This is a genomic window from Sphingomonas sp. P4_D12 (assembly GCF_056401895.1).
Map to the genome: position 1 here is coordinate 1 of NZ_JBFUIL010000021.1, position 25,073 is coordinate 25,073.

Annotated in this window: 26 protein-coding genes and 1 pseudogene; 12 read left to right on the forward strand and 15 right to left on the reverse strand. The window is 65.7% G+C overall.

From position 1 onward, the window contains the following. The 4 genes from AC1DSD_RS22225 to AC1DSD_RS22240 all read right to left on the reverse strand — a co-directional run. Window positions 1-260, reverse strand: a 260-nt coding sequence (locus tag AC1DSD_RS22225; RefSeq protein WP_478033154.1) for an AAA family ATPase, incomplete at its 3' end; no start/stop codon positions are given. Between the two features lie 86 nt (window positions 261-346). After that, window positions 347-1,144, reverse strand: coding sequence for a Coq4 family protein (locus tag AC1DSD_RS22230; protein ID WP_478033155.1), 798 nt, complete (start codon window positions 1,142-1,144; stop codon window positions 347-349). A 326-nt stretch (window positions 1,145-1,470) separates the two neighbouring features. Next, a complete protein-coding gene (gene dnaN, locus AC1DSD_RS22235) occupies window positions 1,471-2,583 on the reverse strand; it encodes a DNA polymerase III subunit beta (RefSeq protein WP_478033156.1) in 1,113 nt (370 codons plus the stop codon). 162 nt (window positions 2,584-2,745) lie between these two features. Beyond that, complete coding sequence (locus AC1DSD_RS22240; protein WP_478033157.1) at window positions 2,746-3,420, reverse strand: outer membrane protein; 675 nt, start codon at window positions 3,418-3,420, stop codon at window positions 2,746-2,748. 152 nt (window positions 3,421-3,572) lie between these two features. Here AC1DSD_RS22240 and AC1DSD_RS22245 point away from each other — a divergent pair, with 152 nt between their 5' ends. Beyond that, window positions 3,573-4,208 (forward strand): histidine phosphatase family protein, encoded by a 636-nt coding sequence (locus AC1DSD_RS22245; protein WP_478033158.1) that lies wholly within the window; start codon window positions 3,573-3,575, stop codon window positions 4,206-4,208. 20 nt (window positions 4,209-4,228) lie between these two features. Further along, a complete protein-coding gene (locus AC1DSD_RS22250; RefSeq protein WP_478033160.1) occupies window positions 4,229-4,699 on the forward strand; it encodes a hypothetical protein in 471 nt (156 codons plus the stop codon). A 173-nt stretch (window positions 4,700-4,872) separates the two neighbouring features. Here AC1DSD_RS22250 and AC1DSD_RS22255 read toward each other — a convergent pair whose 3' ends face one another. Next, window positions 4,873-5,763, reverse strand: coding sequence for a LysR family transcriptional regulator (locus tag AC1DSD_RS22255; RefSeq protein WP_478033161.1), 891 nt, complete (start codon window positions 5,761-5,763; stop codon window positions 4,873-4,875). A 91-nt stretch (window positions 5,764-5,854) separates the two neighbouring features. On the opposite strand from AC1DSD_RS22255, the gene AC1DSD_RS22260 reads away from it, so the two are divergent. Both AC1DSD_RS22260 and rlmN read left to right on the forward strand, forming a co-directional pair. Beyond that, window positions 5,855-6,781, forward strand: coding sequence for an NAD-dependent epimerase/dehydratase family protein (locus AC1DSD_RS22260; RefSeq protein WP_478033163.1), 927 nt, complete (start codon window positions 5,855-5,857; stop codon window positions 6,779-6,781). Between the two features lie 228 nt (window positions 6,782-7,009). Beyond that, complete coding sequence (gene rlmN / locus AC1DSD_RS22265; RefSeq protein WP_478033164.1) at window positions 7,010-8,194, forward strand: dual-specificity RNA methyltransferase RlmN; 1,185 nt, start codon at window positions 7,010-7,012, stop codon at window positions 8,192-8,194. A gap of 101 nt (window positions 8,195-8,295) precedes the next feature. On the opposite strand, the gene AC1DSD_RS22270 is transcribed toward rlmN, so the two are convergent. Beyond that, window positions 8,296-8,958, reverse strand: a complete 663-nt coding sequence (locus AC1DSD_RS22270; protein ID WP_478033165.1) for an MBL fold metallo-hydrolase — start codon at window positions 8,956-8,958, stop codon at window positions 8,296-8,298. A gap of 34 nt (window positions 8,959-8,992) precedes the next feature. Here AC1DSD_RS22270 and pabB point away from each other — a divergent pair, with 34 nt between their 5' ends. Next, entirely contained in the window at window positions 8,993-10,762 is a 1,770-nt protein-coding gene (gene pabB / locus AC1DSD_RS22275; protein WP_478033166.1) for an aminodeoxychorismate synthase component I, read from the forward strand. 3 nt (window positions 10,763-10,765) lie between these two features. Here pabB and AC1DSD_RS22280 read toward each other — a convergent pair whose 3' ends face one another. Continuing rightward, on the reverse strand, window positions 10,766-12,040 hold the full coding sequence (locus AC1DSD_RS22280; protein ID WP_478033167.1) for a spinster family MFS transporter: 1,275 nt from the start codon (window positions 12,038-12,040) through the stop codon (window positions 10,766-10,768). 74 nt (window positions 12,041-12,114) lie between these two features. Continuing rightward, a complete protein-coding gene (locus tag AC1DSD_RS22285) occupies window positions 12,115-14,487 on the reverse strand; it encodes a TonB-dependent receptor (protein WP_478033169.1) in 2,373 nt (790 codons plus the stop codon). 126 nt (window positions 14,488-14,613) lie between these two features. Here AC1DSD_RS22285 and AC1DSD_RS22290 point away from each other — a divergent pair, with 126 nt between their 5' ends. After that, window positions 14,614-15,282, forward strand: coding sequence for a TetR/AcrR family transcriptional regulator (locus AC1DSD_RS22290; protein ID WP_478033170.1), 669 nt, complete (start codon window positions 14,614-14,616; stop codon window positions 15,280-15,282). 76 nt (window positions 15,283-15,358) lie between these two features. Here the strand turns inward: AC1DSD_RS22290 and AC1DSD_RS22295 are convergent, their stop codons facing one another. The 6 genes from AC1DSD_RS22295 to AC1DSD_RS22320 form a co-directional block, all read right to left on the reverse strand. Then, a complete protein-coding gene (locus AC1DSD_RS22295) occupies window positions 15,359-15,742 on the reverse strand; it encodes a MerR family transcriptional regulator (RefSeq protein ID WP_478033172.1) in 384 nt (127 codons plus the stop codon). A gap of 11 nt (window positions 15,743-15,753) precedes the next feature. Then, a complete protein-coding gene (locus AC1DSD_RS22300) occupies window positions 15,754-16,053 on the reverse strand; it encodes an integration host factor subunit alpha (protein ID WP_478033173.1) in 300 nt (99 codons plus the stop codon). 144 nt (window positions 16,054-16,197) lie between these two features. Next, window positions 16,198-17,163 carry a beta-ketoacyl-ACP synthase III gene (locus tag AC1DSD_RS22305; RefSeq protein ID WP_478033175.1) on the reverse strand — a complete coding sequence of 322 codons (966 nt, stop codon included), beginning with the start codon at window positions 17,161-17,163 and terminating at the stop codon, window positions 16,198-16,200. After that, entirely contained in the window at window positions 17,160-18,206 is a 1,047-nt protein-coding gene (plsX, locus tag AC1DSD_RS22310) for a phosphate acyltransferase PlsX (protein ID WP_478033176.1), read from the reverse strand. The genes AC1DSD_RS22305 and plsX overlap by 4 nt, the downstream gene beginning before the upstream one ends. Window positions 18,207-18,233: 27 nt before the next feature. Beyond that, window positions 18,234-18,413, reverse strand: a complete 180-nt coding sequence (gene rpmF, locus AC1DSD_RS22315; protein ID WP_066804991.1) for a 50S ribosomal protein L32 — start codon at window positions 18,411-18,413, stop codon at window positions 18,234-18,236. A gap of 119 nt (window positions 18,414-18,532) precedes the next feature. Beyond that, complete coding sequence (locus AC1DSD_RS22320; RefSeq protein ID WP_478033178.1) at window positions 18,533-19,489, reverse strand: acyl-CoA desaturase; 957 nt, start codon at window positions 19,487-19,489, stop codon at window positions 18,533-18,535. Window positions 19,490-19,574: 85 nt separating this feature from the next. Here AC1DSD_RS22320 and AC1DSD_RS22325 point away from each other — a divergent pair, with 85 nt between their 5' ends. The 6 genes from AC1DSD_RS22325 to AC1DSD_RS22350 all read left to right on the forward strand — a co-directional run bounded on the left by AC1DSD_RS22325 (window position 19,575) and on the right by AC1DSD_RS22350 (window position 24,177). Next, a complete protein-coding gene (locus tag AC1DSD_RS22325) occupies window positions 19,575-19,889 on the forward strand; it encodes a metalloregulator ArsR/SmtB family transcription factor (RefSeq protein WP_066827055.1) in 315 nt (104 codons plus the stop codon). 46 nt (window positions 19,890-19,935) lie between these two features. Further along, window positions 19,936-20,373, forward strand: a complete 438-nt coding sequence (locus AC1DSD_RS22330; RefSeq protein ID WP_478033179.1) for an MAPEG family protein — start codon at window positions 19,936-19,938, stop codon at window positions 20,371-20,373. A 105-nt stretch (window positions 20,374-20,478) separates the two neighbouring features. Then, a complete protein-coding gene (locus AC1DSD_RS22335; RefSeq protein ID WP_478033181.1) occupies window positions 20,479-21,237 on the forward strand; it encodes a sulfite exporter TauE/SafE family protein in 759 nt (252 codons plus the stop codon). Window positions 21,238-21,290: 53 nt separating this feature from the next. Then, complete coding sequence (locus tag AC1DSD_RS22340) at window positions 21,291-22,085, forward strand: cytochrome b/b6 domain-containing protein (RefSeq protein WP_478033186.1); 795 nt, start codon at window positions 21,291-21,293, stop codon at window positions 22,083-22,085. Next, window positions 22,082-22,840, forward strand: a complete 759-nt coding sequence (locus AC1DSD_RS22345; protein ID WP_478033183.1) for a molybdopterin-dependent oxidoreductase — start codon at window positions 22,082-22,084, stop codon at window positions 22,838-22,840. Before AC1DSD_RS22340 ends, AC1DSD_RS22345 begins: the two co-directional genes overlap by 4 nt. Window positions 22,841-22,944: 104 nt before the next feature. Further along, window positions 22,945-24,177: a class I SAM-dependent methyltransferase gene (locus AC1DSD_RS22350; protein WP_478033185.1), complete on the forward strand. Its 1,233-nt coding sequence runs from the start codon at window positions 22,945-22,947 to the stop codon at window positions 24,175-24,177. Window positions 24,178-24,345: 168 nt separating this feature from the next. Here the strand turns inward: AC1DSD_RS22350 and AC1DSD_RS22355 are convergent. After that, a pseudogene (locus AC1DSD_RS22355) lies at window positions 24,346-25,073 on the reverse strand (aminotransferase class I/II-fold pyridoxal phosphate-dependent enzyme); the annotation flags it as partial.

Genomic DNA, 25,073 nt, shown 5'->3' on the forward strand with positions numbered 1-25,073 from the left:
TCCCCCACCCCAACCCCTCCCCTGAAGGGGAGGGGCTTTAATGTCGTCGCCACCCCAAATCCGCCTCTTCCCCCCTGCCGCGCCATATCACTCAACGCAGCCCGCCGCAGTCCGCGTCCCGGCGCGAGCAGCGACACCGCCTCCAGCACGTTGGTCTTGCCCGCGCCATTCTCGCCGGTCAGCACGACGAAGCCGCGCCCCGGGTGGAGCACGGCTTCGGCATGATTCCTGAAATCGGTGAGGATCAGGCGCGACAGCATCGCGCCTGTCCCTAAAGCATCGCGCGGAAAAGTGGGTACCGGTTTTCCGCGAGAGCGATGCGTCCGCGGAGCAGCGGAGTTTTGGGTTAGGCCGCCAGCTTGGCGGGTTCCGCCGCGCCCGATTGCTGGTTCTTCGCGCTGAGATAGGAGGCCATCTCTTCGCCCAATTCGCGCTGTGCCTTCAGATAGGCGACCGGCTCGTCGAGCCCGAGCCGCTTGCGCGCCGCGTCGAGCGGCTCGTGCAGCAGCTGCAGATAATCCTCGCCGGAGATCCACTTGGCCTTCTTGCCGCGCTTATAGCCTTCCCACACCGCCTTCGCGAACAGCGAATTGCCGGTGACTTTGAGGCTCTTGAGCGCCGCCGCACCGCCGATGAACGCCCAGCCGAGCCCGCCGACCTGCGCATAGCTGAACGCGACCAATGCCGCTTCGCCCATGCTTTCGTCGGCCTTGTAGCCGGTCAGCACGTGCCAGATGTCGTGCGTGTCGCGTACCCGCCGCCCGAACCAGGCATAGGGATGCGGCATGTCTTCCTCGCGGTTGACCTTGCTGACCTCGGCCAGGCCGTCGGCCGAATAGCCGGTCGATTCGAGGAAATGGTTATAGGCCGCGCCGACCGTGCCCGGCGCGAATTGCTTGGCATAGCCCGGCTGCGAGAGCAGTTGGGCGAGCTCGATCCGCTCATAGGCCATCCGCCCACCCTCTTCGGTGGCGATGAAACGCGCATAATTCATCGGCGCGTTGCCGACGTTCAAGGCGCGCATGATCTTGAACACCTGCGTCGTGTCATCGCCATTGGCGAGCAGCTTCCTGATCGAGCTGAACGCGGTCTTCCAGTCACGCTTGCCGGTAGTGCCGGGAAAGGGAGGGAGCTTTGCGGGCATCGGGTGATTCCTTACTGACACTCATGTAAGTAAGTGAAGCGGCACGCGGAGTCAAGCCGGTGCCGATCCCCTTATGCGCCGCGTCGATGACAATATCGTTGATGCCCGAAAGGGCGCAACCGGGCCAGCCTCTCCCGCTTGCGGGAGAGGAGCGAGACTTATGAGCGAAGCGAATTAGTCGCAGCGGTGAGGGTCTTCTGTTGGCCCGTCGCTAGAAGAAGAAAGAAGGAAGAAGACCCTCACCCTCCCACCGCCTTCGGCGGCGGGCCCCTCCCTCTCCCGCAGGCGGGAGAGGGGTATTAGAACGCGCTTCTACCGCTCCCGCCTCACACCCGCATCGGCATGAGCACGTACAGCGCCGGCGACTTGTCGTTCTCGCGGATCAGGGTCGGCGCACTGGCGTCGGCCAGATGCACTTCGACCATGTCGCCCTCGATCTGGCCGAGGATGTCGAGCAGATAGCGGCTGTTGAAGCCGATATCGAACCCTTGCGCGGCATAATCGCCGGGGACTTCCTCGGCGGCGGTGCCGTTTTCCGGGCTGGTCACCGACAAGGTGATCTTGTCGCGGTCGAGCGTCATCTTCACGGCACGCGTTTTTTCGGTGGCGATGGTCGACACGCGGTCGACGCCTTCCTCGAAGCTCCTGGGGTCGATGCGCAGGATCTTGTCGTTGCCGGTGGGAATGACGCGCGAATAATCGGGGAAGGTGCCGTCGATCAGCTTCGAGGTCAGCAGGGCCTGGCCCATGTCGAAGCGGATCTTGGACGAGGACAGCGACACGCCGACCGACCCGTCGATCTCGTCGAGCAGCTTGCGCAGTTCCGCCACGCATTTGCGCGGAATGATGATGTCGGGCATCCCCTCGGCGCCATCGGGGCGCGGCAGGGTGACGCGGGCAAGACGGTGCCCGTCGGTGGCGGCAGCCTTGAGCACCGGCTGGCCGTCATCGGCGACGTGCCAGAAGATGCCGTTGAGATAGTAACGCGTCTCTTCGGTCGAGATCGCGAAGCGCGTCTTGTCGATGATCTGCTTGAGCGTTTCCGCCGGCAGCTCGAACTGGACCGGCAATTCGCCCTCGGCGATCACCGGGAAGTCGTCGCGCGGCAGAGTGCCGAGCTGGAAGCGCGCGCGCCCCGCGACGATCGTCATCTTGCCATCGGCCGCGGCGAGCTGGACCTGGCTGCCTTCGGGCAGCTTGCGCGCAATGTCGAACAAGGTGTGCGCCGACACGGTGGTCGCGCCCGGCGTGTCGACAGCGGCGGGCACGCTTTCGTTGATCTGCAGGTCGAGATCGGTCGCCATCAGCTTGAGCGATCCCTCGGCCGTCGCCTCGATCAGCACGTTCGACAGAATCGGGATGGTGTTGCGGCGCTCGACCACCGACTGCACATGGCTCAGCCCCTTGAGGAGCGTTGCGCGTTCGATCGTCGCCTTCATGTCCTAACCCCCGGGCCGGTGCCCTGATTTTCCGACCCGCCGAACATGAGAGAATCCGGGGGCAATTCGCCTACCGTCTTCCTTAACGTGAAAAAGGGCCGGAGCAAGCGCCCCGACCCTCCTTTCACACCCTGTTTCCCCTGTTATTGTGGATGAATCGCTTTAGAAGCGAACACCCACCCCGGCGACGACCTGATGCCGGTCGGTGTCGACCGAGAAATTGTTGGTGTTGCCGCCGTTCGGATATTCCAGCCGGGCGTTGCCATAGTTGGAATAGCGATATTCGACCTTGGCGTAGGCCTTGCCGCCGATCGATTGCTCGACGCCGGCGCCCGCGCGCCAGCCGTCCAGGTTGAAATGCTGGCCGGTTTCGGTCGTGCCGTCCGACGCGACGAGGTCAAGCCGCTGGTTGGTATAACCGCCCTTGGCATAGATCATCGTGCGCGGCGCGACGACATAGCCGACGCGCGCGCCGGCATAGAGATCGCGGCCAGCCTTGACCCGTCCATAGCCCAGCGCCCCCGCTGCGGACGGATTGTTGGTCACCTTGCTGGTCGACCCGGTCACTTCGCCCTCGGCGCCGAACACCAGATTCCCGCTGCGGATGTCGTAACCGACATCGCCGCCATAGGTCAGGCCGTCCGCCGAGTTGCTGTCGTCGATCGACGAATTGGGCACCTGACCCGGCTGCATCCGGTCATAGCCCAGGATGATGCCGGCGCGCGGACCGCTGAACGTCGTGTCGCTATCCGGGTTCGGGGGGCCATCCTGCGCGAAGGCGGGAGCGGCGACGGCAAGCGCCGCGAGGCTGGCGGTGGCAAGGATCAGCTTACGCATAAATAACTCCATTCACTCAATATCCCGCGGAGCACCGGGGGGTCGGTGGCGCGGGAAGGGGCAAATAGGTGGCGGCGCGAGAGGTTGCATGAACCTCAGATAAACAAGGAATTCCGTTGCTTTCGCGCCACAGGGGGTTGAAAGCGCTGGGAATGATTCCAAGGCGGGGACGCGACTTCATCGCGCGGCACGGCGAGACGGTGTTCAACGCGGCCGGGCGGTTGCAGGGCGACCATCCGCACACCCCGCTGACCCGCGCCGGGTTCCGTCAGGCCGACGAAATGGGCGAGGCGCTTCGCCATGCTTTGGGCGACAAGCCGCCGCTGACGCTGTGGGCGTCGCCGACCGGGCGCGCGCTGCAAACGCTGGCAGTGATCGCCGAGCATGTCGGGCTCGACTGGCATCAGGCCCGGACCGACCCGCGGCTGACAGAGATCGGGATGGGCAGCTGGGGCGGACGTTATTATCAGGACGTGATCGCCGAGGTCGGCGACGTGGTCGATCGCCCGAGCGGCCTGTTGATCAGCGCGCCCGATGGCGAACTCTATCCGCAGATCGCCGAGCGCGTGTCGGCCTGGCTGGCGGAGACCGACGACGATCCGGGCGACCGGCTGGTCATCATGCACGGCATATCGAGCCGGGTGATGCGCGGGGTGATGACCGGGCAGCCATGGGTCGACCGCTTCGGCGCGCCTGCCGCCGGCCATTTGCCGCAAGGATCGCTGGTGATGATCGAAGGCGGCGTCGAGACGATCGTCCATCTCGGCGGCGGCGGGGAGACGGTGTGAGGCGGCCGGCGATAGCCGCGATGCTTATTGGGGCGCTGATCGCAACGACGGTCGCGGCCGGCCCGGCAATAGCGCGCGACACGATCGGCGTGTGGAATCGCTGGGCCGCGTTCAGCGACCCCAGCCCGCGGCGCTGCTTCGCGATCGCGCAGCCGGTCGATCCCGACCATCGCGCCGGCTTCGCCAGCATCGCCAACTGGCCCGGCCAGCATATCCGCAGCCAGCTCCATATCCGCCTCAGCCGCGGCCGCGCCGGCAATGCTCGCGTGACGCTGTCGATCGGCGAGCGCCGGTTCGATCTGGTCGCCGGCACCGACGACGCCTGGGCGCCCGATTCGCGCACCGACGCCGCGATCGTCGCCGCGATGCGCAGCGGGCGGTCGATGAGTGTGGAGGGGCTGGGGCGCGATGGGTCGGCGTTTGCCGATGTCTATGCGTTGTCGGGCGCCGCTACGGCGATCGACGCGGCTGCGCTGGCGTGTCGGGGGTAGGCATGGTCCCTCTCCCGTTGGGAGAGGGAGGGAGCCGCCATAGGCGGCGGAAGGGTGAGGGCAGCGCTATCCCTCCGCACCTGCCCTCACCTTCCCACTCGGCTATGCCGAGCGGGCCCCTTCCTCTCCCAATGGGAGAGGAGATTGCGCCGATCGCACTGCATCCCCTCGCCTCAGGCCTTTCCCGAGCCGAGATAATCCTGCAACCCCGCCACCAGCGCGTCGAACACCGCGCGCACCGGGGCGGACGTACGCAAATCCTCATGCATCACTACCCAGGTGTCGAGCGGATGGCTGAACGCGTCGGGCAGGATGCGGACCAAGGCCGGATCGCGGGCCGCCAGCGGCACCTGGCACACGCCGATCCCCAGCCCCGCGCGTAACGCCGCCATCTGGGCGAGGTCGCTGTCGGTGCGAAACGCGAAATCCTCGACCCGGATCGGGATGCCGCCAGCGCGCATCGCGCGGGTCACGGCGTTGTCGTTCTCGACTCCGATCAGCCCGAACGCGATAACCTCCTCGAAAGTCGCGGGCGCCGGCCGCCCGGTGATCAGGTCGGCGCGGACGTGCAGTCCGACATGGATATCGCCGATCCGACGCGCGACCAGGGCGCCTTGCGCGGGCCGTACCATCCTGACCGCGACATCGGCCTCGCGCCGCAACAAATCCTCGTTGCGATTGTTCGGGCTGAGCGCGACCACCAGCCGCGGATGGCGCCGGCGCAGATCGGCGAGGATCGGCGGCAATATCTCGACCGAGATCACTTCGCTCGCCGACACGCGGACCAATCCGGCGACCTCGCTCCCCTGCGTCGCGCCGCGGGCAAAGGCGGCGGCGGCGATTTCCATCGCCTCGGCATGCTGGCGCAGGCCAAGCGCGGCCTCGGTCGGCACCAGCCCGTCAGGCGCGCGGGTGAACAAGGCGACGCCGAGCCCCGCCTCTAGGTCCGCGATCCGGCGCCTCACCGTCGGCTGCGCCAGCGCCAGCCATCGTGCCGCGCCAGACAGACTGCCTTCGCGCAGCACCGCCAGGAAGGCGCGGTGACGTTCCCAATCGTCGCTCATCAAATTTGTATAGGCCGGTCGTCACATCGCGACAATTTTATTCAAGTGCCGACTGGCCGATATCCCCGTCATCAAATCGCGGAGACGGAAAATGGCGAAGACGGTTCTGGTATTGGGCGCGACCGGCGGGGTTGGCGGAGAGACGGCGCGGGCGCTGATCGCGCATGGCTGGGCGGTACGCGGACTGGCGCGCTCGCCGCGCGAGGGCGACGGCATCGACTGGCGGATCGGCGATGCGATGGATCGCGCGGCGGTGCTGGCGGCGGCGGAAGGCGTGGATGCGATCGTCCATGCCGTCAACCCGCCGGGCTATCGCGATTGGGAAAAGCTCGCCATGCCGATGCTCGACAACAGCATCGCGGCGGCGCGGGCGAACGATGCCCGGCTCGCGCTCCCCGGCACGATCTACAATTACGATCCGCGCACCTCGCCGGTGATCGCGCCCGACAGTCCGCAGCATCCGAACACCAGAAAGGGCGCGATCCGCGTCCAAATGGAGCGCGCGATTCAGCAATCGGGTGTGAAAGCGGTGATCCTGCGCGCCGGCGACTTTTTCGGGCCGCGCCCGGGCAATAGCTGGCTGAGCCAAGGCCTGGTCACGCCGGGCAAGCCGGTCGGCCGGGTGATGGTGCCGGGCAAGGCGGGGATCGGGCACGCCTGGGCCTATCTGCCCGATGTCGGCGAGACGTTCGCGCGGCTGCTCGACAAGAGCGACGCGTTGCCGCGGTTCGCCCGCTATCACTTCGCCGGCGTCTGGGATGACGACGGCACGCGCATCACCGGCGCGATCGCGCAGGCGGTGGGCCGGCCGGTCAAGACCTGGCGGATGCCTTGGGCATTGCTCCCGCTGATCGGGCTGTTCAATCCGACGATGAAGGAAATGGTCGAGATGCGCCCGTTCTGGGAACATCCGGTGCGGCTCGACAATGACGACCTGGTCGCCGCGATCGGGCCGGAGCAGCACACCCCGCTCGACGTCGCGATGGCGACCAGCCTCAAGGCGCTCGGCTGCAACTGACTTGATGGCGGTGACGAGACGTGGAGCCCTGCTTACGACTTCACCTGTCGACGCCGCATAACGCCCTAGGAGGCACCGACATTCAGGCGTGAGCGTAGCGGCCAGCACCAATCCTCCCCGTTTACGGGGAGGATTAGTCCACATGTCGGCACGGTGTAGTTGCCCACCTAGCAAATCGCGCCCTTTTCCCCTATGTGCGGCGCCATGCAGACAGAGTCGGCCGCCCTCATGCCCATTCCGGGGCACATCGATCCCGTGCCCGTGCCTCGCCAGACGGTGGCGCGCGAGGATGGGCGTGTCGACCTGGTCGGCCTGTCCAAGGCCGAGTTGCGCGAGGCGTTGCTCGCCGCGGGCATGGACGCCAAGCAGGCGAAATTGCGCGCCAAGCAGATCTGGCACTGGATCTACAATCGCGGCGCGACCGACTTCGCCGCGATGACCGACATCGCCAAGGCGCAGCATCCCTGGCTGGTCGAGCGCTTCGTCGTCGGCCGGCCCGAAGTGATCGAGGCGCAGGTGTCGACCGACGGCACGCGCAAATGGCTGCTGCGCGGGCCCGACGGCCAGGATTACGAGATGGTGTTCATCCCCGACGCCGATCGCGGGACCCTGTGCGTGTCGAGCCAGGTCGGCTGCACGCTCAATTGCCGCTTCTGCCACACCGGCACGATGCGGCTGGTGCGCAACCTGACGGCGCAGGAAATCGTCGGCCAGGTCATGCTGGCGCGCGACGCGCTCGGCGAATGGCCGTCGCAGCCCGAGGGACGCATGCTCACCAACATCGTGATGATGGGGATGGGCGAGCCGCTCTACAATTTCGACAATGTCCGCGACGCGTTGCATGTCGTGATGGACGGCGATGGGCTCGCGCTCAGCAAGCGCCGCATCACGCTGTCGACCTCTGGCGTGGTGCCGATGATGGCGCGTGCGGGTGCCGAGATCGGGGTCAACCTTGCCGTCTCGCTCCACGCTGTCACCAAGGAAATCCGCGACGAGATCGTCCCGATCAACCGCAAATACGGGATCGAGGAGTTGCTCCAGGCGTGCGCCGATTATCCCGGCGCCAACAATGCGCGACGCATCACGTTCGAATATGTGATGCTCAAGGACAAGAACGACAGCGACGAGGAAGCGCACGAGCTGGTCCGGCTGATCCGCAAGTACAAATTGCCGGCCAAGGTCAATCTGATCCCGTTCAATCCCTGGCCCGGCGCGCCCTACGACACGTCGACGCCCGAGCGCGTGCGCCGGTTCAGCGACATCATCTTCGAGGCCGGTATCTCGGCGCCGGTCCGCACGCCGCGCGGCCGCGACATCGATGCGGCCTGCGGCCAGCTCAAGACCGCGTCGGAGAAGAAGAGCCGGGCGGAACTAGACCGCCTCGCCGAGGAAAAGCTCGCCGCGCTGGGCTGAGAGTCTGTTTGGAAATGCGCCGCGGGCGCATTTCGCGGCACCGGCTTAAAACTCGCTCTACCGCGAGTTTTCAAACGGTCTCTGACCCTCGGGGAAGAACGTCAGGCGATCACCGAATCAGCGACGAACGGGTTCGACTGGCGTTCCTGGCCGAACGTGCTTGGGTCGCCATGGCCGGGCAGGAAGAAGGTGTCGTCGCCCATTGGCCACAGCCGCGTGACGATCGAGTTGATCAATTCCTGGTGATTGCCGCGCGGAAAATCGGTGCGGCCGATCGATCCGCGGAACAGCACGTCGCCGACGATCGCCAGTTTCGATTCGGCATTGTGGAACACGACATGGCCGGGCGTGTGCCCGGGCGTGTGGTGGACCGCGAACTCGACCTCGCCAACGGTGACCGTGTCGCCCTGGTCGAGCCAGCGCGACGGCACGAACGAGCGGCCGGGCACGCCGTAGCGCAACCCATCCTCGTCGAGCTTTTCGAGCAGGAACATGTCCTCGGGATGCGGGCCCTCGATCTGGACGCCGAGATCCTCGGCGAGCTGCGCCGCGCCACCGCAATGATCGAAATGGCCATGCGTCACCAGGATCTTCTCGATCGTGACGTCGTGCTTTTCCATCTGCGACTTGAGCAAGGGCAAGTCACCGCCGGGATCGACGAATGCGCCGCGCATCGTCCTGGTGCACCATAACAAGGTGCAATTCTGCTGGAGCGGCGTGACGGGGATGATCGCCGCGCGAAGCGGCTGCGCGGTGCTGGCCATTGCGGTGACCTAAGGTCTGTATTCGCGACGGGCAATGCCCTGTCGCAAGCGGATCGCGACGGCGCGTGACGCCGATGACGCCCGCGCGAGCGGTGCCGCTCCCGCGCGGCTCTATCGCGCGCCGGTCGAGATCATCGAGGCGCGCGACATCGCCGCGGTCAAACCCGCGCTCGAGCGGCTGCGCGCGGCGCGGCATCGCGGGCTCCATGCCGCCGGGTTCCTGGCCTATGAAGCGGCAAGCGCGTTCGAACCGGTGGTCGGCGCGCTGCCGCAGGCCGGGACGCCCTTATTATGGTTCGGCCTGTTCGAGCGGTTCGACGAGATCGCGACCGGCGACGTCGCATCCTGGCTGCCCGACCCCGCCGCCGCCTGGCTCGGCACGCCGGTGCCCGATATCGACCGCGATACTTATGCCGATCGCTTCGCCGAGGTGCATGCGCTGATCGAGGCGGGCGATCTCTATCAGGCCAATCTGAGCTTTCGCGCGCGCGTGCCGATCGCCGGCGATCCGCTCGCCGCTTATGCGCGGCTGCGGGGCAGCGCGCGCGCCGGCTATGGCGCGGTGGTGTGGACCGGGCACGATTGGCTGCTGTCGCTGTCGCCCGAATTGTTCTTCGCGCTCGACGGCGGCCGGCTGACCACTCGGCCGATGAAGGGCACCGCGCGGCGCGGCGAAACGCCCGAGGAGGACCGCGCGTTCGCGGCGGAACTGCGCGGCGATGCCAAGCAGCGCGCCGAGAATCTGATGATCGTCGACCTGCTGCGGAACGATCTGTCGCGCGTCGCCGAACCGGCCAGCGTCGCGGTGCCCGAATTGTTCGCGGTCGAAACCTATCCGACCATCCACACGATGACCTCGACCGTCACCGCGACGCTGGCGCCCGACCAGGATGCGATCGATGTGCTGGCGGCGTTGTTCCCGTGCGGATCGATCACCGGCGCGCCCAAGATCCGCGCGATCGAGGCGCTGGCCGGGATCGAGATGGGCAGCGCGCCGCGAGGGCCCTATACCGGCGCGATCGGTCGGTTCGATGCGGCCGGCGGGGCGATGTTCAGTGTGGCGATACGGACCTTGGTAATCGAGAATGGGGCGGACCATGCGCTGCTGGGCGCGGGCGGCGGCATCGTCGCCGATTCGCGGATGGGCGAGGAATGGGACGAGGCGCAGGCCAAGACCGCGTTCGTCGGCGCCGGCGCCCGCCGCTTCGACCTGATCGAGACGATGGCGTTCGATCCGATCGAGGGGATCGCCTTGCTCGAACGCCATCTCGCACGGATGAAGGCGAGCGCGACCGCCTTCGGTTACGCGTTCGATCGTCATGCCGCGCGCAACGAACTCCAGGCGGCGACTTTCCGGCTGCGCGGGGCGTCCCGCATCCGCTTGCTATTGGCGCCGTCGGGCGCAGTCGCGATCGAGGTCGCGCCGATCCCGGCGATGCCCGAGACGCCGGTCGCGGTGACGATCGCGCCGCTGCCGGTCGCGCCCGACGATTTCCGGCTGCGCCACAAGACCAGCGACCGCGCTTTTTACGATAGCGCGCGTCAGGGGTTCGAGACTTTGTTCGAGGTCGACGGCCAGCTGACCGAAGGCAGCTTCACCAATCTGTTCGTCGAGCGCGACGGCGTGCTGCTGACCCCGCCGCTCAGTGCCGGACTGCTTCCCGGCATATTGCGCGCCGAGCTGATCGAGAGCGGCCGCGCCGTCGAAGCGACGCTGACGCGTGCCGATCTCACTCACGGTTTCTTCGTCGGCAACGCCCTGCGCGGGCTGATCCCGGCGACGTTGGGCCAGAGCGTGATGTAAAGATCAGTCCGTCGCCTCGACCCAGCCGCGCTTGAGCGGCTTAATCGCGAGGAACGCGAGCAAGGCGGCGACGAGGTACAGGCTGACCCCGATGATCGCGGCGTAGCGCAGCGAATCGGCGCCGTAGCTCGCCTTCAGCGCATCCGACAGCGTGCCCATCAATAGCGGCCCGAGACCAAGGCCGAGCAGATTGTTGACCAGCAGGAAGCTGCCCGACGCGCTCGCGCGCATCCGCGACGGCGCCAGATGCTGGGCGGCGGTGACGATCGGACCGAGCCAGAGCGTGTTGAGCGCGTTGGGGATCAAGAGCAGAAACCAGGCGAACATCGGATAGGGCGTGAACAGCCCAAGCATGAAAGTCGGCGCGGTGATCAGCCAGGCGATGGCGGGCAAGCGCGCATACCAGGCGCGATCGACCGTGCCGAGCCGGTCGGCGAACACGCCACCGAGAAATATGCCGGTGGTCCCGCCGATCAGCAGCAGCGAGCCCATGAACTGGCCGACCTTGATCAAATCGTGATTGGAGGTCCAGCCGTAATGGACCGCGATGATCTTGGGCACCCACAAAGCCAGGCCATAGCCCGCCATCGAGCTGCACCCGGCACCGATCGACAACAGCCAGTAAGCCGGCTTGCGGGCAAGGATCGGGATCACCGCCAATACCGGCACCGCATCGGCTTCGGCGACTGGGGCCGGCCGCGGGCGATCGCGCACCAGCCACAGGAAGACCGGTGCGACCAGGATGCCGGCGACGCCGACGGTAATGAACGCGGTCTGCCAGTCGACCAGAGCCGCGATATAGGCGCCGAGCAGCACCCCAGAACCGAGCCCGATCGGAATGCCCATCGAATAGATAGCGAGCGCGCGGGCGCGGCGCTCGACCGGAAAGTAATCGGCGATCAGCGCGTAGGATGGCGCGACCCCGCCCGCTTCGCCGACCCCGACGCCGAGACGCGATAGGAACAGCGACCAGAAACCGGTCGCGGTGCCGCACAAAGCGGTGAACCCGCTCCACACCACCAGCGAGCCGGCAATCACCCGGGTCTTGCCGACGCGATCGGCGAGCAAGGCGAGCGGCACACCAAGGACGGAATAGAGGATCGCGAAAGCGGTCCCGCCGATCGCGCCGAACTGGGCATCGCTCAACTGGAGGCTGGCCTGGATCGGCTTGGCCAGGATGCCGAGGATCTGCCGGTCGAGGAAGTTGAACGTATAGACGACCAGCAACATCGTCAGCACCAATGCCGGATAGCCCGGCCGCTCGGCCCTGTTCGTCATACGCCCTCTCCCGCTTATAGAAAGAGCCGGGCGCGCGGCTGGCGCACCCGGCTCATCCCCCTTTTACCCTGCCATCAGAATTTGAGCGAGAAGGTTCCGAACACCTGGCGCGGATTGCCGTAGAAAGCGGTGGCGATTCCTTCCTTGCCCAAGGTCGGCGTGACGCCGCCGGTCGGGGTGTAGAGAATCTGCCCCGTCGCGGCGTTGGCGGCCAGATATTGATAGCCGCTGGTCTTGTAGCGGACATCGGTGATGTTCTTGGCGTGCACGCCGAACGAATATTGCCGCTTCGACCCGAAGCTGTAGGTCAGGTTCGCATCCCACAACGTGTAGCCGGGCTGGTCGAGGAACGGACTCGCCACCTCGAACTGATGCGTCAGGCTGCGATACGACACCGTGGTCGAGGCGTTGAGATCACCGCTGGCCACCGGCACCGTCCCGCTCAGCGTCCCCGACAGCGTCCATTTGGGCGTGTTCTGGAACTGGCGATATTGCGACACCTCCGCACCAGTCGGGCCGATATAATGTTTGTACTGCGGGTCGATATAGCCAAGCGTGCCGCTGAGCGTGATGTTCGACCGCGGGCCAGCGAAATCGCGCGCCAGAATGGCATTGGTCTCGAGTTCGACGCCCTTGATCTTGGCCTTCGCCGCGTTGGTCGTGATGCCGCAGAAGCTAGCCACACCGCCGATCGTGCAGGCCACCGAACCCGGGATCTGGACGTTGGTATAGTCGGAATAGAAGCCGTCGAGTGCCCAGGTCAGCCGCTTGTCGAACGCCGACCCCTTCCAGCCGATTTCGTAGCTCTTGACCGATTCGGGATCGAACGAGAGGTAGTTATAGATGTCCTGATAGGTCCGGCCGGCCGCCGGATTGCTGATCGGCGCCGAGGTGCCCGAGCCGCGCGGATCGAACCCGCCGCCCTTGAAGCCTTCCGAATAGGACACGTAGAACATGTGATCGGCGCTGGGCTTGAACGAGAGGCTGGCACGCGGCGTGAAGCGCTTGAAGTTCGCCTCTCCGCGGAAGTTGGTCGACGCACCGAGGTTGAGCGTCGGATTGCCACCGAACTCGCTGGTCGCGCCATAAAGCGGCCCGCCGAGGAAGTTCGCCTTGTAGACGAACGACTGGCGCTGATCCCAGGTATAACGCCCGCCGAGCGACAGGCTCAGCTGCGGGGTGAAGTCAAAGGTGAAGTCGCCATAGATGGACGAGGTCTCGGTCCGCACGTCGCCGGCGGTATAGGCATCGAGATTGGCCAGCGTGGTGTTGAGCAGCACGTCGAACGCGGTCGAGGCCTTGGCGCCGAGATAATAGAAGCCGACGATGCCGTTGACCTTGCTGCTCGACCATTGGAACTGGAATTCCTGGCTGGTCTGTTCGTTGCGATAGACCGCGGGCACGTCGACATCGACCGACGGCGTCGAATCGAAGTCGATCGGGGTGAAGCTGCGGTCCTTGCGCCAGGCGCTGATCGACTTGAAGGTCAGATTGTCGGTCAGCTTGGCGGTCGCGGTCATCGACAGGCCGCCGGCCTGGATATCCTGTTTGGGGAAATTGAGCCCGGCATTGGTGTCATAGACATTGTCGAGCACCGGCGACCCGGTCAGCTTGCCGGCGAACAGGCGATGGCCGTTGCGCGGCGCCGATTTGTCGTGAGTGTAATCGCCGGTGATGCGGACGAGCAGGCGGCTGTCGGGCGTTTCGAACTCGATCGTGCCGCGGCCCGCCCAGATGTTCTTGTTGTAATTGTCGATGCCGAGATTGCGGTTGCGGCCGAACCCGTCGCGAGTCAGCCGCGCGCCCGACACGCCGACCCGGAGCATCGACCCGATCGGCGCCGACAGGCTGACGATCCCGTCGGCCTGGTTGTACGAGCCATAGGTACCGCGCGCGGCGACTTCGAAATGATCGGGCAGCCGGCGCGTGACATATTTGATCGCGCCGCCGATCGTGTTGCGACCATAAAGCGTGCCCTGCGGCCCACGCAGCACCTCGATCCGCTCGACGTCATAGATGTCGAGCACCGCGGCTTGCGGACGATTGAGATAGACGTCGTCGAGATAGATGCCGACACCCGCCTCGAAGCCCGGAACCGGATCCTGCTGACCGACGCCGCGGATGAAGGCGGCGAGCGTCGAATTGGTGCCGCGCGCATCCTTGATCGTCGTGTTCGGCGTGGTGTTCTGGATGTCGGTCAGGTCGACCGCGCCCATCTTGTCGAGCTTGTCGGCGGTGAACGCGGTCACCGCGATCGGCACGTTGAGCAGGGTTTCCGAGCGGCGGCGCGCGGTGACGACGATATCGGCCGGTGCGTCGGCGTTCGCCTGGACATCGTCCGCGACCGGCTGCGCCGCCGGCGTGTCCTGCGCGAAGGCCGGGCTGGCGAACAAGGCGGCGGCGGCGACCCCGATATAGAGTGCGCGTGCGTGACGGTGACGGATCATCCCTTCAAACCCTCCCAATGGTCTATCGTCCGTACGGGAAACGACCCGGTTGAACGCTTGTTGATCCGGCCTATACTGAAACCTGAACCGGGTTTCAACTTGCCGGTTGATGGGGAGGCGAAAAGAATGGTCCAGCGTGGCTCAACTGCAACGCCTGTCGTCGGGACCGGCGGTGCCGGTGCCCGTGGGCTCGATGCCGTTGCCAGCGCGGGAAAGGCGCCGCGCACCGAGCGCGGGCGGCGAACGCTGCGCGCGCTGCTCGATGCCGCGGCGGTCGAATTCGGCGAAAAGGGATTTCACGACGGGTCGATCAGCGGGATCACGCGCCGCGCCGGTGTCGCGTTGGGCAGTTTCTACACGTACTTCGATTCGAAGGATGCGATCTTCCGCGCGCTGGTCCGCGACATGTCCGATCAGGTCCGCGACACCGTCGCCCCGGCGATTCGCGCCGCGCCCGACCAGATCGCCGCCGAGCGCGCCGGCCTATTGAGCTTCCTCGAGTTCGTGCGTGGCCACAAGGAGATCTACCGCATCATCGACGAGTCCGAGTTCGTCGACCCGGCCAGCTTCCGCGCGCATTACGCGACCACCGCCGAGCGTATCGAGCAGCGGCTGAAGGCGGGCGCCGAGCGCGGCGAGATCCGCGACGACGTCTCCGATATCCACGCTTGGGCAGTAATGGGGATGAACGTGTTTCTCGGGCTGCGTTATGGGGTGTGGGGTGAGGATCGCACGCCGGAAGCGGTAGCGGACATCGTCGCTGAAATGCTGCGCGATGGGTTGCGGGCGCGGTAGGATTTACTGGCGCGGCCGCTTTCCCAACCCGTCATCCCCGCGAAAGCGGGGATGACGGAAATTGGAGGCGGCGAGCTTACCCCTCGAGCGCACGCGCCAATAGGTTGCGAATCGCTCGGAGCGCGCTCAAATCCACGGGTGACCCCAACACTGGAACAGGCGCAACAGGAGCCGCAGGTGTCGCCTCGACCGTAGCCGCCGCTCCCCCGCGCCCCTCGCTCGCCAGCAGTTTCTGCACGCCGCGGATCGTATAGCCCTGCTGGTTGAGCAGGTCGTCGATCCGCCGGATCAGCGCGACATCCTCTGGCCGGTAATAGCGGCGCTTGCCGGCGCGCTGCAGCGGACGCAATTGTGCGAAGCGCGTTTCCCAATAGCGCAGGATATGCTGGGGCAATCCAGTGTCTTGCGACACCTCGCCAATCGTACGGAATGCGCCAGCCGCCTTATCGAGCGCGGCCATGCGCTGCTCCGTCAGCCCGCGTCGACGATGCGGTCGCGCATCATCTGACTGGCGCGGAAGGTCAGCACGCGCCGCGGCGCGATCGGCACTTCCACACCGGTCTTGGGATTGCGGCCGATTCGCTGACCCTTGTCGCGCAGGACAAAGGTGCCGAAGCCCGAAATCTTGACGTTTTCGCCACGCGCCAGCGCGTCGCACATGTGATCCAGGATTTCCTCGACCAACTTGGCCGAATCGGCCCTGGATAACCCCACTTCACGCTGTAACGCGTCGGACAGATCAGCCCGCGTCAACGTACCCACAATTGCCATTCACACCCTCCCTTGCGTGGCAGAAACTTGCCGTAACACAATGGAGGAACGCATGAAATGGGCTTAGTGACCCTTTATGGGGCAGGGCTCGCACCGCGGAACCGGTTACCGGACGTAATAAGGCTATGGCCAGACCGGCCGACCTCAGATGCGGACGACCGCAGCGCCCCAGGTGAAGCCCCCGCCCATCGCTTCGAGCACGACGATTTGTCCCGGCTTGATCCGCCCGTCACGCACCGCGGTGTCGAGCGCGAGCGGGACCGACGCGGCCGAGGTATTGGCATGCTGGTCGACCGTGACGACGACCTTTCCGGCCGCCAGCCCGAGCTTGCGCGCGGTCGCGTCGAGGATGCGGGCATTGGCCTGGTGCGGCACGACCCAGTCGACCTCACCGGGGACCAGACCCGCCGCGGCGAGCGATTCGTCCATCACGCTGGCGAGGTTGTTGACCGCGTGGCGAAACACTTCGCGTCCCTTCATCCGCACCTTGCCGACCGTGCCGGTGGTCGACGGCCCGCCATCGACATAGAGCAGTTCATTGTGGCGGCCATCGGCATGGAGCCGGCTGGCGAGGATACCGGGGCCGTCCTCGGCGACGTCCCGCGCCTCCAGCACCACCGCGCCGGCGCCGTCGCCGAACAGCACGCAGGTGGTGCGGTCTTCCCAATCGAGGATCCGGCTGAACGTCTCGGCGCCGATCACCAGGGCGCAATTGGCGCTGCCGGTCTTGATCAGGCTGTCGGCGACCTGGATCGCGTAGAGGAAGCCCGAGCACACCGCGCCGACGTCGAACGCGACGCAATCGTCGATCCCCAGCATCGCCTGGACCTTGGTCGCGGTGGCCGGAAAGGTCTGGTCGGGAGTCGCGGTGGCGAGCACGATCAGGTCGACCTCGTCCGCCGCCTTGCCTGCTGCGGTCAGCGCCGCGCGCGCCGCGTCGGCGGCCAGCGTGCCGGTTGTTTCGTCAGGGCCGGCAATGTAGCGGAAGCGGATACCGGTGCGCTCGACGATCCACTCGTCGCTGGTGTCGACGGTCTCGGCGAGTTCCGCGTTCGACACGCGCCGCATCGGCAGCGCCGACCCGGTTCCGGTGATGACCGCACGCCTCACGCAACTGCTCCTTCGGGTTCATGCGCTTCGAAATATTTGAGATCCTCGGCGATCTTGCGCGCCAGGTCGTCGCGCACGCTCTTCGCCGCGACCGCGATCGCATTGGCGACCCCGGTTTCGTTGGCGCCGCCATGGCTCTTCACGACAAGGCCGTTGAGGCCGAGAAAGACCGCGCCATTGTGATTGTTGGGATCGAGGTGGTGGCGCAACAATTCGGTCGCCGGGCGCGAGATCAGGAAGCCGATTTTCGACCGCACCGAACTGCTGAATGCGCGGCGCAACAAATCGGCGACGAATCGGGCGGTACCCTCGGCGGTCTTCAGCGCGATATTGCCGGAAAAGCCGTCGCACACGATCACGTCGACATCGCCGCGCGACAATTTGTCGCCCTCGATGAAGCCGGCAAAGGTCAGCGGCAAGTGGGTCGCGTCGCGCAGTGCCTGGGCGGCGTTGCGAATCTCACCGGTGCCCTTCTGGTCCTCGGTACCGATGTTGAGCAACGCGACGCGAGGGCTGGCGAGGTCGAGCTGGGTGCGGGCATAGGCCGCGCCCATCACCGCGAACTGCATCAAATTGCGCGCGTCGCACTCGGTATTGGCGCCGAGATCGAGCACAACCGTGTCGTTCGCGCCCAGGCTGGGCATCAGCCCGGCGAGCGCGGGGCGGTCGATCCCCTTCATCGTGCGCAGCGAGACCTTGGCCATCGCCATCAGTGCGCCGGTATTTCCCGACGACACGGCGGCGGCGGCGCGGCCCTGTTTGACCAGGTCGATCGCGACGCCCATCGATGTGATCTTGGCGCGGCGCAGCGCGGCGCTGGGCTTTTCGTCGCCCTTGATCACCTCGGGCGCGTGGACGATTTCGGAATTCGCCGTCAGATTGGGGTGATTCTTCAACCCCTCGGCGATCTTCGCCTCGTCGCCGACCAGGAAGAAATGCGTGCCGTCGAACCGGCGTCGCGCTTCCGCGACGCCTGCCAACATTACCGCCAACCCCTCGTCACCGCCCATCGCGTCGATGGCGATCCAGGAGTTGGTGGTCACGCGACAGTCCCCCTAATTGGGCCCCGATCAGCCTTCGACCGAGACGACCTCACGGCCATTATAATGGCCGCACGACGGGCAGAGGTTGTGCGGACGCTTGAGCTCGCCGCAATTCGGGCACTCCTGGAACGACTCGACCGAGAGCGCATCATGCGCGCGGCGCATGCCACGGCGAGAGGGCGAGGTTTTCTTCTTGGGAACGGCCATTGCGGCGACAACCTTCAACTATCGAATTGATCAAGACGACTAGGCCCGGACGTTTATCGGCGCAACCGACGGGTCGGCCACGCGGTACAAAGGCTCGGGATGCATCGCGAAGCGTGCGCCTATAGCGATTTGGCGCGCCGTTGCAACCCGCGCGGCGTCGCGGTCAGCCGCCGCTCGCGCGACGGCAGCGCGTCGGGCGTGCAGACGTCCCAGGCGAGTCCCAGCCGTTGCAGCAGGCGGATCAGCACGAACCCCCAATCGCTCTGCCCCGGATAAAGCCCGATCCGCGCCGAGCCGGGAAAGGCGTGGTGATTGTTGTGCCATGCCTCGCCCATGGTCGGGATCGCCGCCCAGGGCACGTCGTGCGCCTGCACGCCGGCCGCGTCGACCAGCCAGGATTGCGGGCCGTGGCGATGCGCGAGATGGCCGACCAGCCAATGACCATGGACCGAGATCGCGACGCGCGCGCAGACGCCCCACACCACCCAGGACCAGCCGCCGATCGCCCAGCAGGCGAGCGCGATCGGCACTTGCTGCGCCATCCACCAGCGATCGAGCAACCGATAGAAACCCTGCCGCTCGAGCGCGCTGAGGTCATAAGCCGGTGGGCGGGCAAGATCGAGCCGGCAATGCAATTGCCACCAGGCATCGATCAGCGGCGGACGGCGATGCGCGAGGTAATCGTGACAATCCGCCTGGCGCTGCGCCCAGTCGCGCAGATCGTGGGTGCGAATCATCCAGAACGGGCCGCTCATCCCGACCGCGGTGCCGCACCAGACCAGGAAATATTCGATCGCGCGCGGGGTCCGGAAGCTGCGATGGATCATCAGGCGGTGAAAGCCGACCGAATGGCCGAGCAACAGGCCGCCGCCGGTGGTGAGGACGAACAGCAGCAGCGCGCCGGGCGTCGCGACCAGCGGTCCGGCGATCAGCGCCACGCCTGCCATGCCGCCATTCCACAGCGAATGGAGCGGATCCCAGCGCACGCGGCCGGTCGACGGGTCGGCGCCCGGCGTTTCGACCAGCCAGTTGACCGCGCATCGATCGTGATCGGCCCAATGCTCTCGCTGACTCATGGCGACACCCCTATTATTTAAGCCGTACCTTAATTATCTAATTGCCATCTGGAAAGTATTTAAGCAAGCGCCTAATAAGGCATTCATGCAACGCGTCTTCGAAGCCCTGGCGTCCACCACCCGCCGCAAGATCCTGGCCTATCTGTCCAAGGCGGAAATGACCGCGGGCGAGATCGCCGCGCGCTTCGAGATTTCCAAACCCGCGGTGTCGCAGCATCTGAGCGTGCTCGAGAATGCCGGGCTGGTGACGAGCGAGAAGCGCGGTCAGTATGTCCATTACCGGCTGGTCGAGGACAATCTGGCCAACACGCTGAACGGCTATCTGCAGGAAGTCTGCCCGGTGTCGCGCCCGCTCAAGGTCGAGAGCGCGGCCAAGGCGGCGCGGCGGGATGAAGGCTGAGCAATAACGAAACGCCGCATCCACGGAAACCAAGGGGAGGATTGCCATGATATTACCGGTAACGCTCGTGATCGCGGCAGCGACCGGGCTGATCAACGTCTGGCTGGCGTTCGGCGTCGGGCGCGACCGGGTGAGCAGCAAGGTCATGCTCGGCGATGGCGGCGAGGCGGCGATGACCGCCAAGATCCGCGCGCACGGCAATCTGACCGAATATGCGCCGACCGTGCTGATCCTGATGGCGTTGATCGAACTGGCGAGCGGGCCGAGCCTGTGGCTGTGGATCGTTGGCGCCACGTTCATCGTGGTGCGGCTGGCGCACGCCTTCGGCATCGTCCGCCCGGCACCCAGCGTGTTGCGCACGATCGGCGCGCTCGGCACCTGGCTGGTGATTCTGGTCCTGGCTATTTGGGCGCTGGCGATCAGCTATCAGGCCGAATGGACGCCGCCGGTGCGGTCGATGCAGGTCCCTCCGCCCGCGGCGTGATCCGGGATAGTGCGTTGGTCCTTCCTCGCCAGGGAGGCGTTCGCGCCTTGGCCTGACGCGATTGCGATCTCGACTTTTGCCGCCAACGCTTCAAGGGAGCGGGCGATGAGTCCGACTCTTTCGCTCCTCTTCGCGTTCGGCGCGGGCGCTGTCGGCGGCGCGATGAATGCGCTGGCGGGGGGCGGGACGTTCGCGACCTTGCCGTCGCTGCTCGCGCTGGGAATTCCCGCCAACGCCGCCAACGCGACCTCGAACGTCGCCTTGCTGCCAGGCGCGGGGATGAGCGCCTGGGCGTTTCGCGACGAGCTCGGGCCGGTCGGCGGGGTCGGGGTCCGGATATTGTCGGCGATCACCTTCGTCGGCGGGCTGGCCGGGAGCGTGCTGCTGGTACTGACCCCCAGCCATGCGTTCGACGTGATCATCCCCTGGTTGGTGCTGTACGCCTTTGTCGTACTGGCGTTCGGCAAGCACGCCGCGGCCTGGCTGCGCGAGCGCGTGACGATCGGGCGCGGCAGCCTGATGGTCGTGCAGATGCTGCTCGGCATCTATGGCGGCTATTTCGGTGGTGGGGTCGGGCTGATGACGACGGCGACCTATGGCCTGCTCGCCGGGCACACGCCGCGCGAATTGTTCGCGCCGCGCACGCTGATGCTGGCGATCGCCAATCTCGCCGCGGCATTCGTGTTCATCGCCGCCGGTATGGTGCGCTGGATCGCGTGCCTGCCGATGCTGGCGGGATCGGTCTTCGGCGGCTGGGCCGGCGCGCATATCGGCAAGAAATTGCCTGCATCCGCGGTGCGCGTGTGGACGTTGCTGGTGACGGGCGTGACGACGATCGTGTTCTTCGCGCGCGCTTATGGCTAAACGAAGCGTCGATCGCGTGTAACCGGTCGGGCGTATCGTTCGAAGGAAGCATGATGGACGAACCGGACGCCCCCGCTGAATCCCCGGTCGCTCGGCCGCTCGCGACCAATGTCGTTTATCGCCACCGGCTGGCGACGCGGATCTGGCACTGGATCAACGCGATCGCGATCTTCATCATGATCGGCAGCGGCATCGGCATATTGAACGCGCATCCGCGGCTCTATTGGGGCCAGTACGGCGCCAATTTCGACCATGCCTGGCTCGATCTCCGGCCGTACGGCAACATCCTGCGATCGGGCTGGCTGACGATCCCGGCGGGGTACAATCTCGCCATATCGCGGCGCTGGCATTTGCTGTTCGCGCTCGTGCTCGGCTTCGGCCTGCTCGCGTTCATGATCGCCAGCCTGATCAATCGGCATTTCCAGCGCGACCTGCGCGTCCGCGCCAGGGAAATCGCGCCGCGCCATCTCTGGGCCGACCTGCTCTCGCATCTGCGTTTCGACTTCCACAATCCCGACGATCCGGCGGCATACAATACGCTCCAGAAGCTCGCCTATGTCGCCGCGATCTTCGTCCTCATCCCGCTGATGATCTTCACCGGGCTGGCCATGTCGCCAGGGATGGACGCGGCCTGGCCGTGGCTGATCGAGCTATTCGGCGGGCGGCAATCGGCGCGCTCGATCCATTTCATCGCGGCGTCGGGAATCGTGCTGTTCGTCATCGTCCATCTGACGCTCGTCATCCTCGCCGGACCGATCAATGAAGTCTGGTCGATGATCACCGGCCGCTGGAAACTCCCCGCTGCGCCCAACCCCGAGCCGACGCCCGAACCGGAGGCCGCCGAATGACTCTCATCACGCGACGCACGCTCGTCACCGGCGGCGCGCTGGGCGCCGGGCTGCTGCTGTCGGGCTGCGACAAGCTCGCCCAGCAACCCGGCTTTCGCCGCATCCTGTTCTCGGGCGAAAAGATCAACATGGGCCTGCAGCGCGCGCTGATGGACCGTAACGCGCTCGCCCCCGAATTCAGTGCCGAGCAGATGTCGCCGGTGTTCCGCACTAACGGCAATTCCAACCCGAACACCGCCGATTACAACCGCCACGTCGCAGAGAATTTCGCCAATTGGCGGCTCGAGGTCGGCGGATTGGTCGACCGACCACTACGCCTCAGCCTGAGCGATATCGGCGCCTTTCCGCAACGCGCGCAGATCACTCGTCACGATTGCGTCGAGGGGTGGAGCGCGATCGGCAAGTGGCAGGGGCCGATGCTGGGCAATGTGCTGAAGGCGGCGGGGGTGCGCAATTCGGCGCGCTACATCGTGTTCACCTGCGCCGATCTGTGGAGCGGCGCCCCCTATTACGAATCGATCGACATGGTCGACGCCTTCCACCCCCAGACGATCCTGGCCTGGGCGATGAACGACAAGCGCGTCTCGGTCGGCCATGGCGCGCCGATCCGGCTCAGGGTCGAGCGGCATCTTGGCTACAAGAACGCCAAATATGTCATGCGGATCGACGCGGTGGCGAGCCTGGCGGGGATCGGCCTGGGCAAGGGCGGTTATTGGGAAGATCACGTCAATTACGACTGGTATGCCGGTATTTGATGTGCGTCGGGTTGCTTTTCTTGGTTTGCCGCCGGTGCCGTGATCAGCGAAGCTGGACAAGAGGTCTTCCCGTCGCCGCATTCAATCGATAGCAGCGGTCCTCTATGGCCCTGATTGACCTGTTCTTCGAGCGCGCGTTCAAGCGCGGCACGCTGTCCGTCACTTATGCCGACGGCACGACCAAGTCGTTCGGCACCGCGGACCCCGATTATCCCGATGTCGCGATCCGCTTCGCCACCAAGAGTGTGCCAGGGCAGATCCTGCGCGACCCCGCTTTGGGCGTGGCCGAGGCGTTCATGCACGGCCGCTTGGTGATCGAGCGTGGCGACATCATGCAGCTGCTGTCGCTGGCGAGTAAGAACAATCGCTGGGAAGACGCGACCGGCGCGCTCGATCCCGGCCTCGCCGCCAAGGCCGTGGTCGGGGTCAAGCGCAAGCTCGACCAGTTCAACCGCGCGCGGGCGGCCCGCGCCAACGTCAAACATCATTACGACATCGGCAACGCGCTCTACGATCTCTTCCTCGACGCCGACCGCCAATATAGCTGCGCCTATTTCGTCGACCGCGACGAAAGCCTCGAACAGGCGCAGCTGGACAAGAAGGCGCATATCGCCGCCAAGCTCGCGCTCAAGCCCGGCATGCGCGTGCTCGATATCGGCTGCGGCTGGGGTGGCATGGCGCTCTATCTGCACAAGACCTATGGCGTCGACGTCGTCGGCATCACGCTCAGCGACGAGCAGATCGCCACCGCCAAGCAGCGCGCGGCGGACGCCGGCGTGTCGGACCACGTCACGTTCCAGCTGATCGACTATCGCCACATGACCGGCACGTTCGACCGCATCGTCTCGGTCGGCATGTTCGAGCATGTCGGCCCGCCGCAATACCGCACTTTCTTCCGCAAATGCCGCGACTTGCTCAACGACGACGGCGTGATGCTACTCCACACGATCGGTCGCGCGGGCGGGGCCGGCGTGACCGACGAATTCACCGCCAAGTACATCTTCCCCGGCGGCTATATCCCGGCGCTGTCGGAAATCACCAAGGGCTATGAAGGCCTGCGCTATTACATGACCGACGTCGAGGTGCTGCGCCTCCATTATGGCTACACGCTCGAACATTGGTACGCCCGCGCCGTCGCCAATCGCGACAAGATCGTCGCGATGTACGACGAGGTTTTCTACAATATGTGGATCTTCTACCTCTCCGGCTCGTGCGTCAGCTTCCTCTATGGCGGGATGGTCAATTACCAGCTTCAGTTCGCGCGCAACCGCGATGCCCTGCCGATCACGCGGGATTATATGGGCGAAGAAGAACGGCGGATCGCGGCGAAAGTATAAGCCGGGTCGTCGCGATCAGGCTTGGCCGTCATGCCGGCCTTGTGCCGGCATCTACCGTGCAACAACGCCTCATCTCGGTTGTGGAAGAGTGGACCCCGGGACAAGCCCGGGGTGACGATTCAAACTTGATCGCACTCGTCTAAGGCCGACGCGCCCGAGCCTAGGGACCTACGCCGCCTTGCGCAGTTCCAGCTCGAGCCGGTTCCAGATGTCGACCAGCGCCTTGGTGAGGTCGCGCATCATCGCTTCGTCGTGGGCGGGGCCGGGCGTGAAGCGCAGGCGTTCGGTGCCGCGCGGCACGGTCGGGTAGTTGATCGGCTGAACATAGACGCCGTATTCGGCGAGCAGGATGTCGCTGATCCGCTTCGCCTTGACCGGATCGCCGACCATCAGTTGAGGTGGCGSACACTCGCCAGCACGCCGGCAACCAGCACCGGCGACAGCGAGGTCGTGAAGATGAAGCCCGGCGCATAGCTGCGGATGACATCGATGATCGTCTGGTCGGCSGCGATATAGCCRCCCATCACCCCGAACGCCTTGCCCAGCGTGCCTTCGATGATCGTGATCCGGTCGGCGACCTGGTCGCGCTCCGAAATGCCGCCACCGCGCGGTCCGTACATGCCGACGGCATGGACCTCGTCGAGATAGGTCAGCGCATTGTATTTGTCGGCGAGGTCGCAGATCGCTGCCAGCGGCGCGATRTCGCCTTCCATCGAATAGACGCTCTCGAACGCGATCAGCTTGGGCGCGTTGGGGTCTTCGGCGGCGAGCAGTTCCTCGAGATGCGCCAGGTCATTGTGGCGGAACACGCGCTTCTCGCAGCCCGAATTGCGGATGCCGGCGATCATCGAGGCGTGGTTGAGCTCGTCCGAGAAGATGATGCAGCCGGGCAGGAT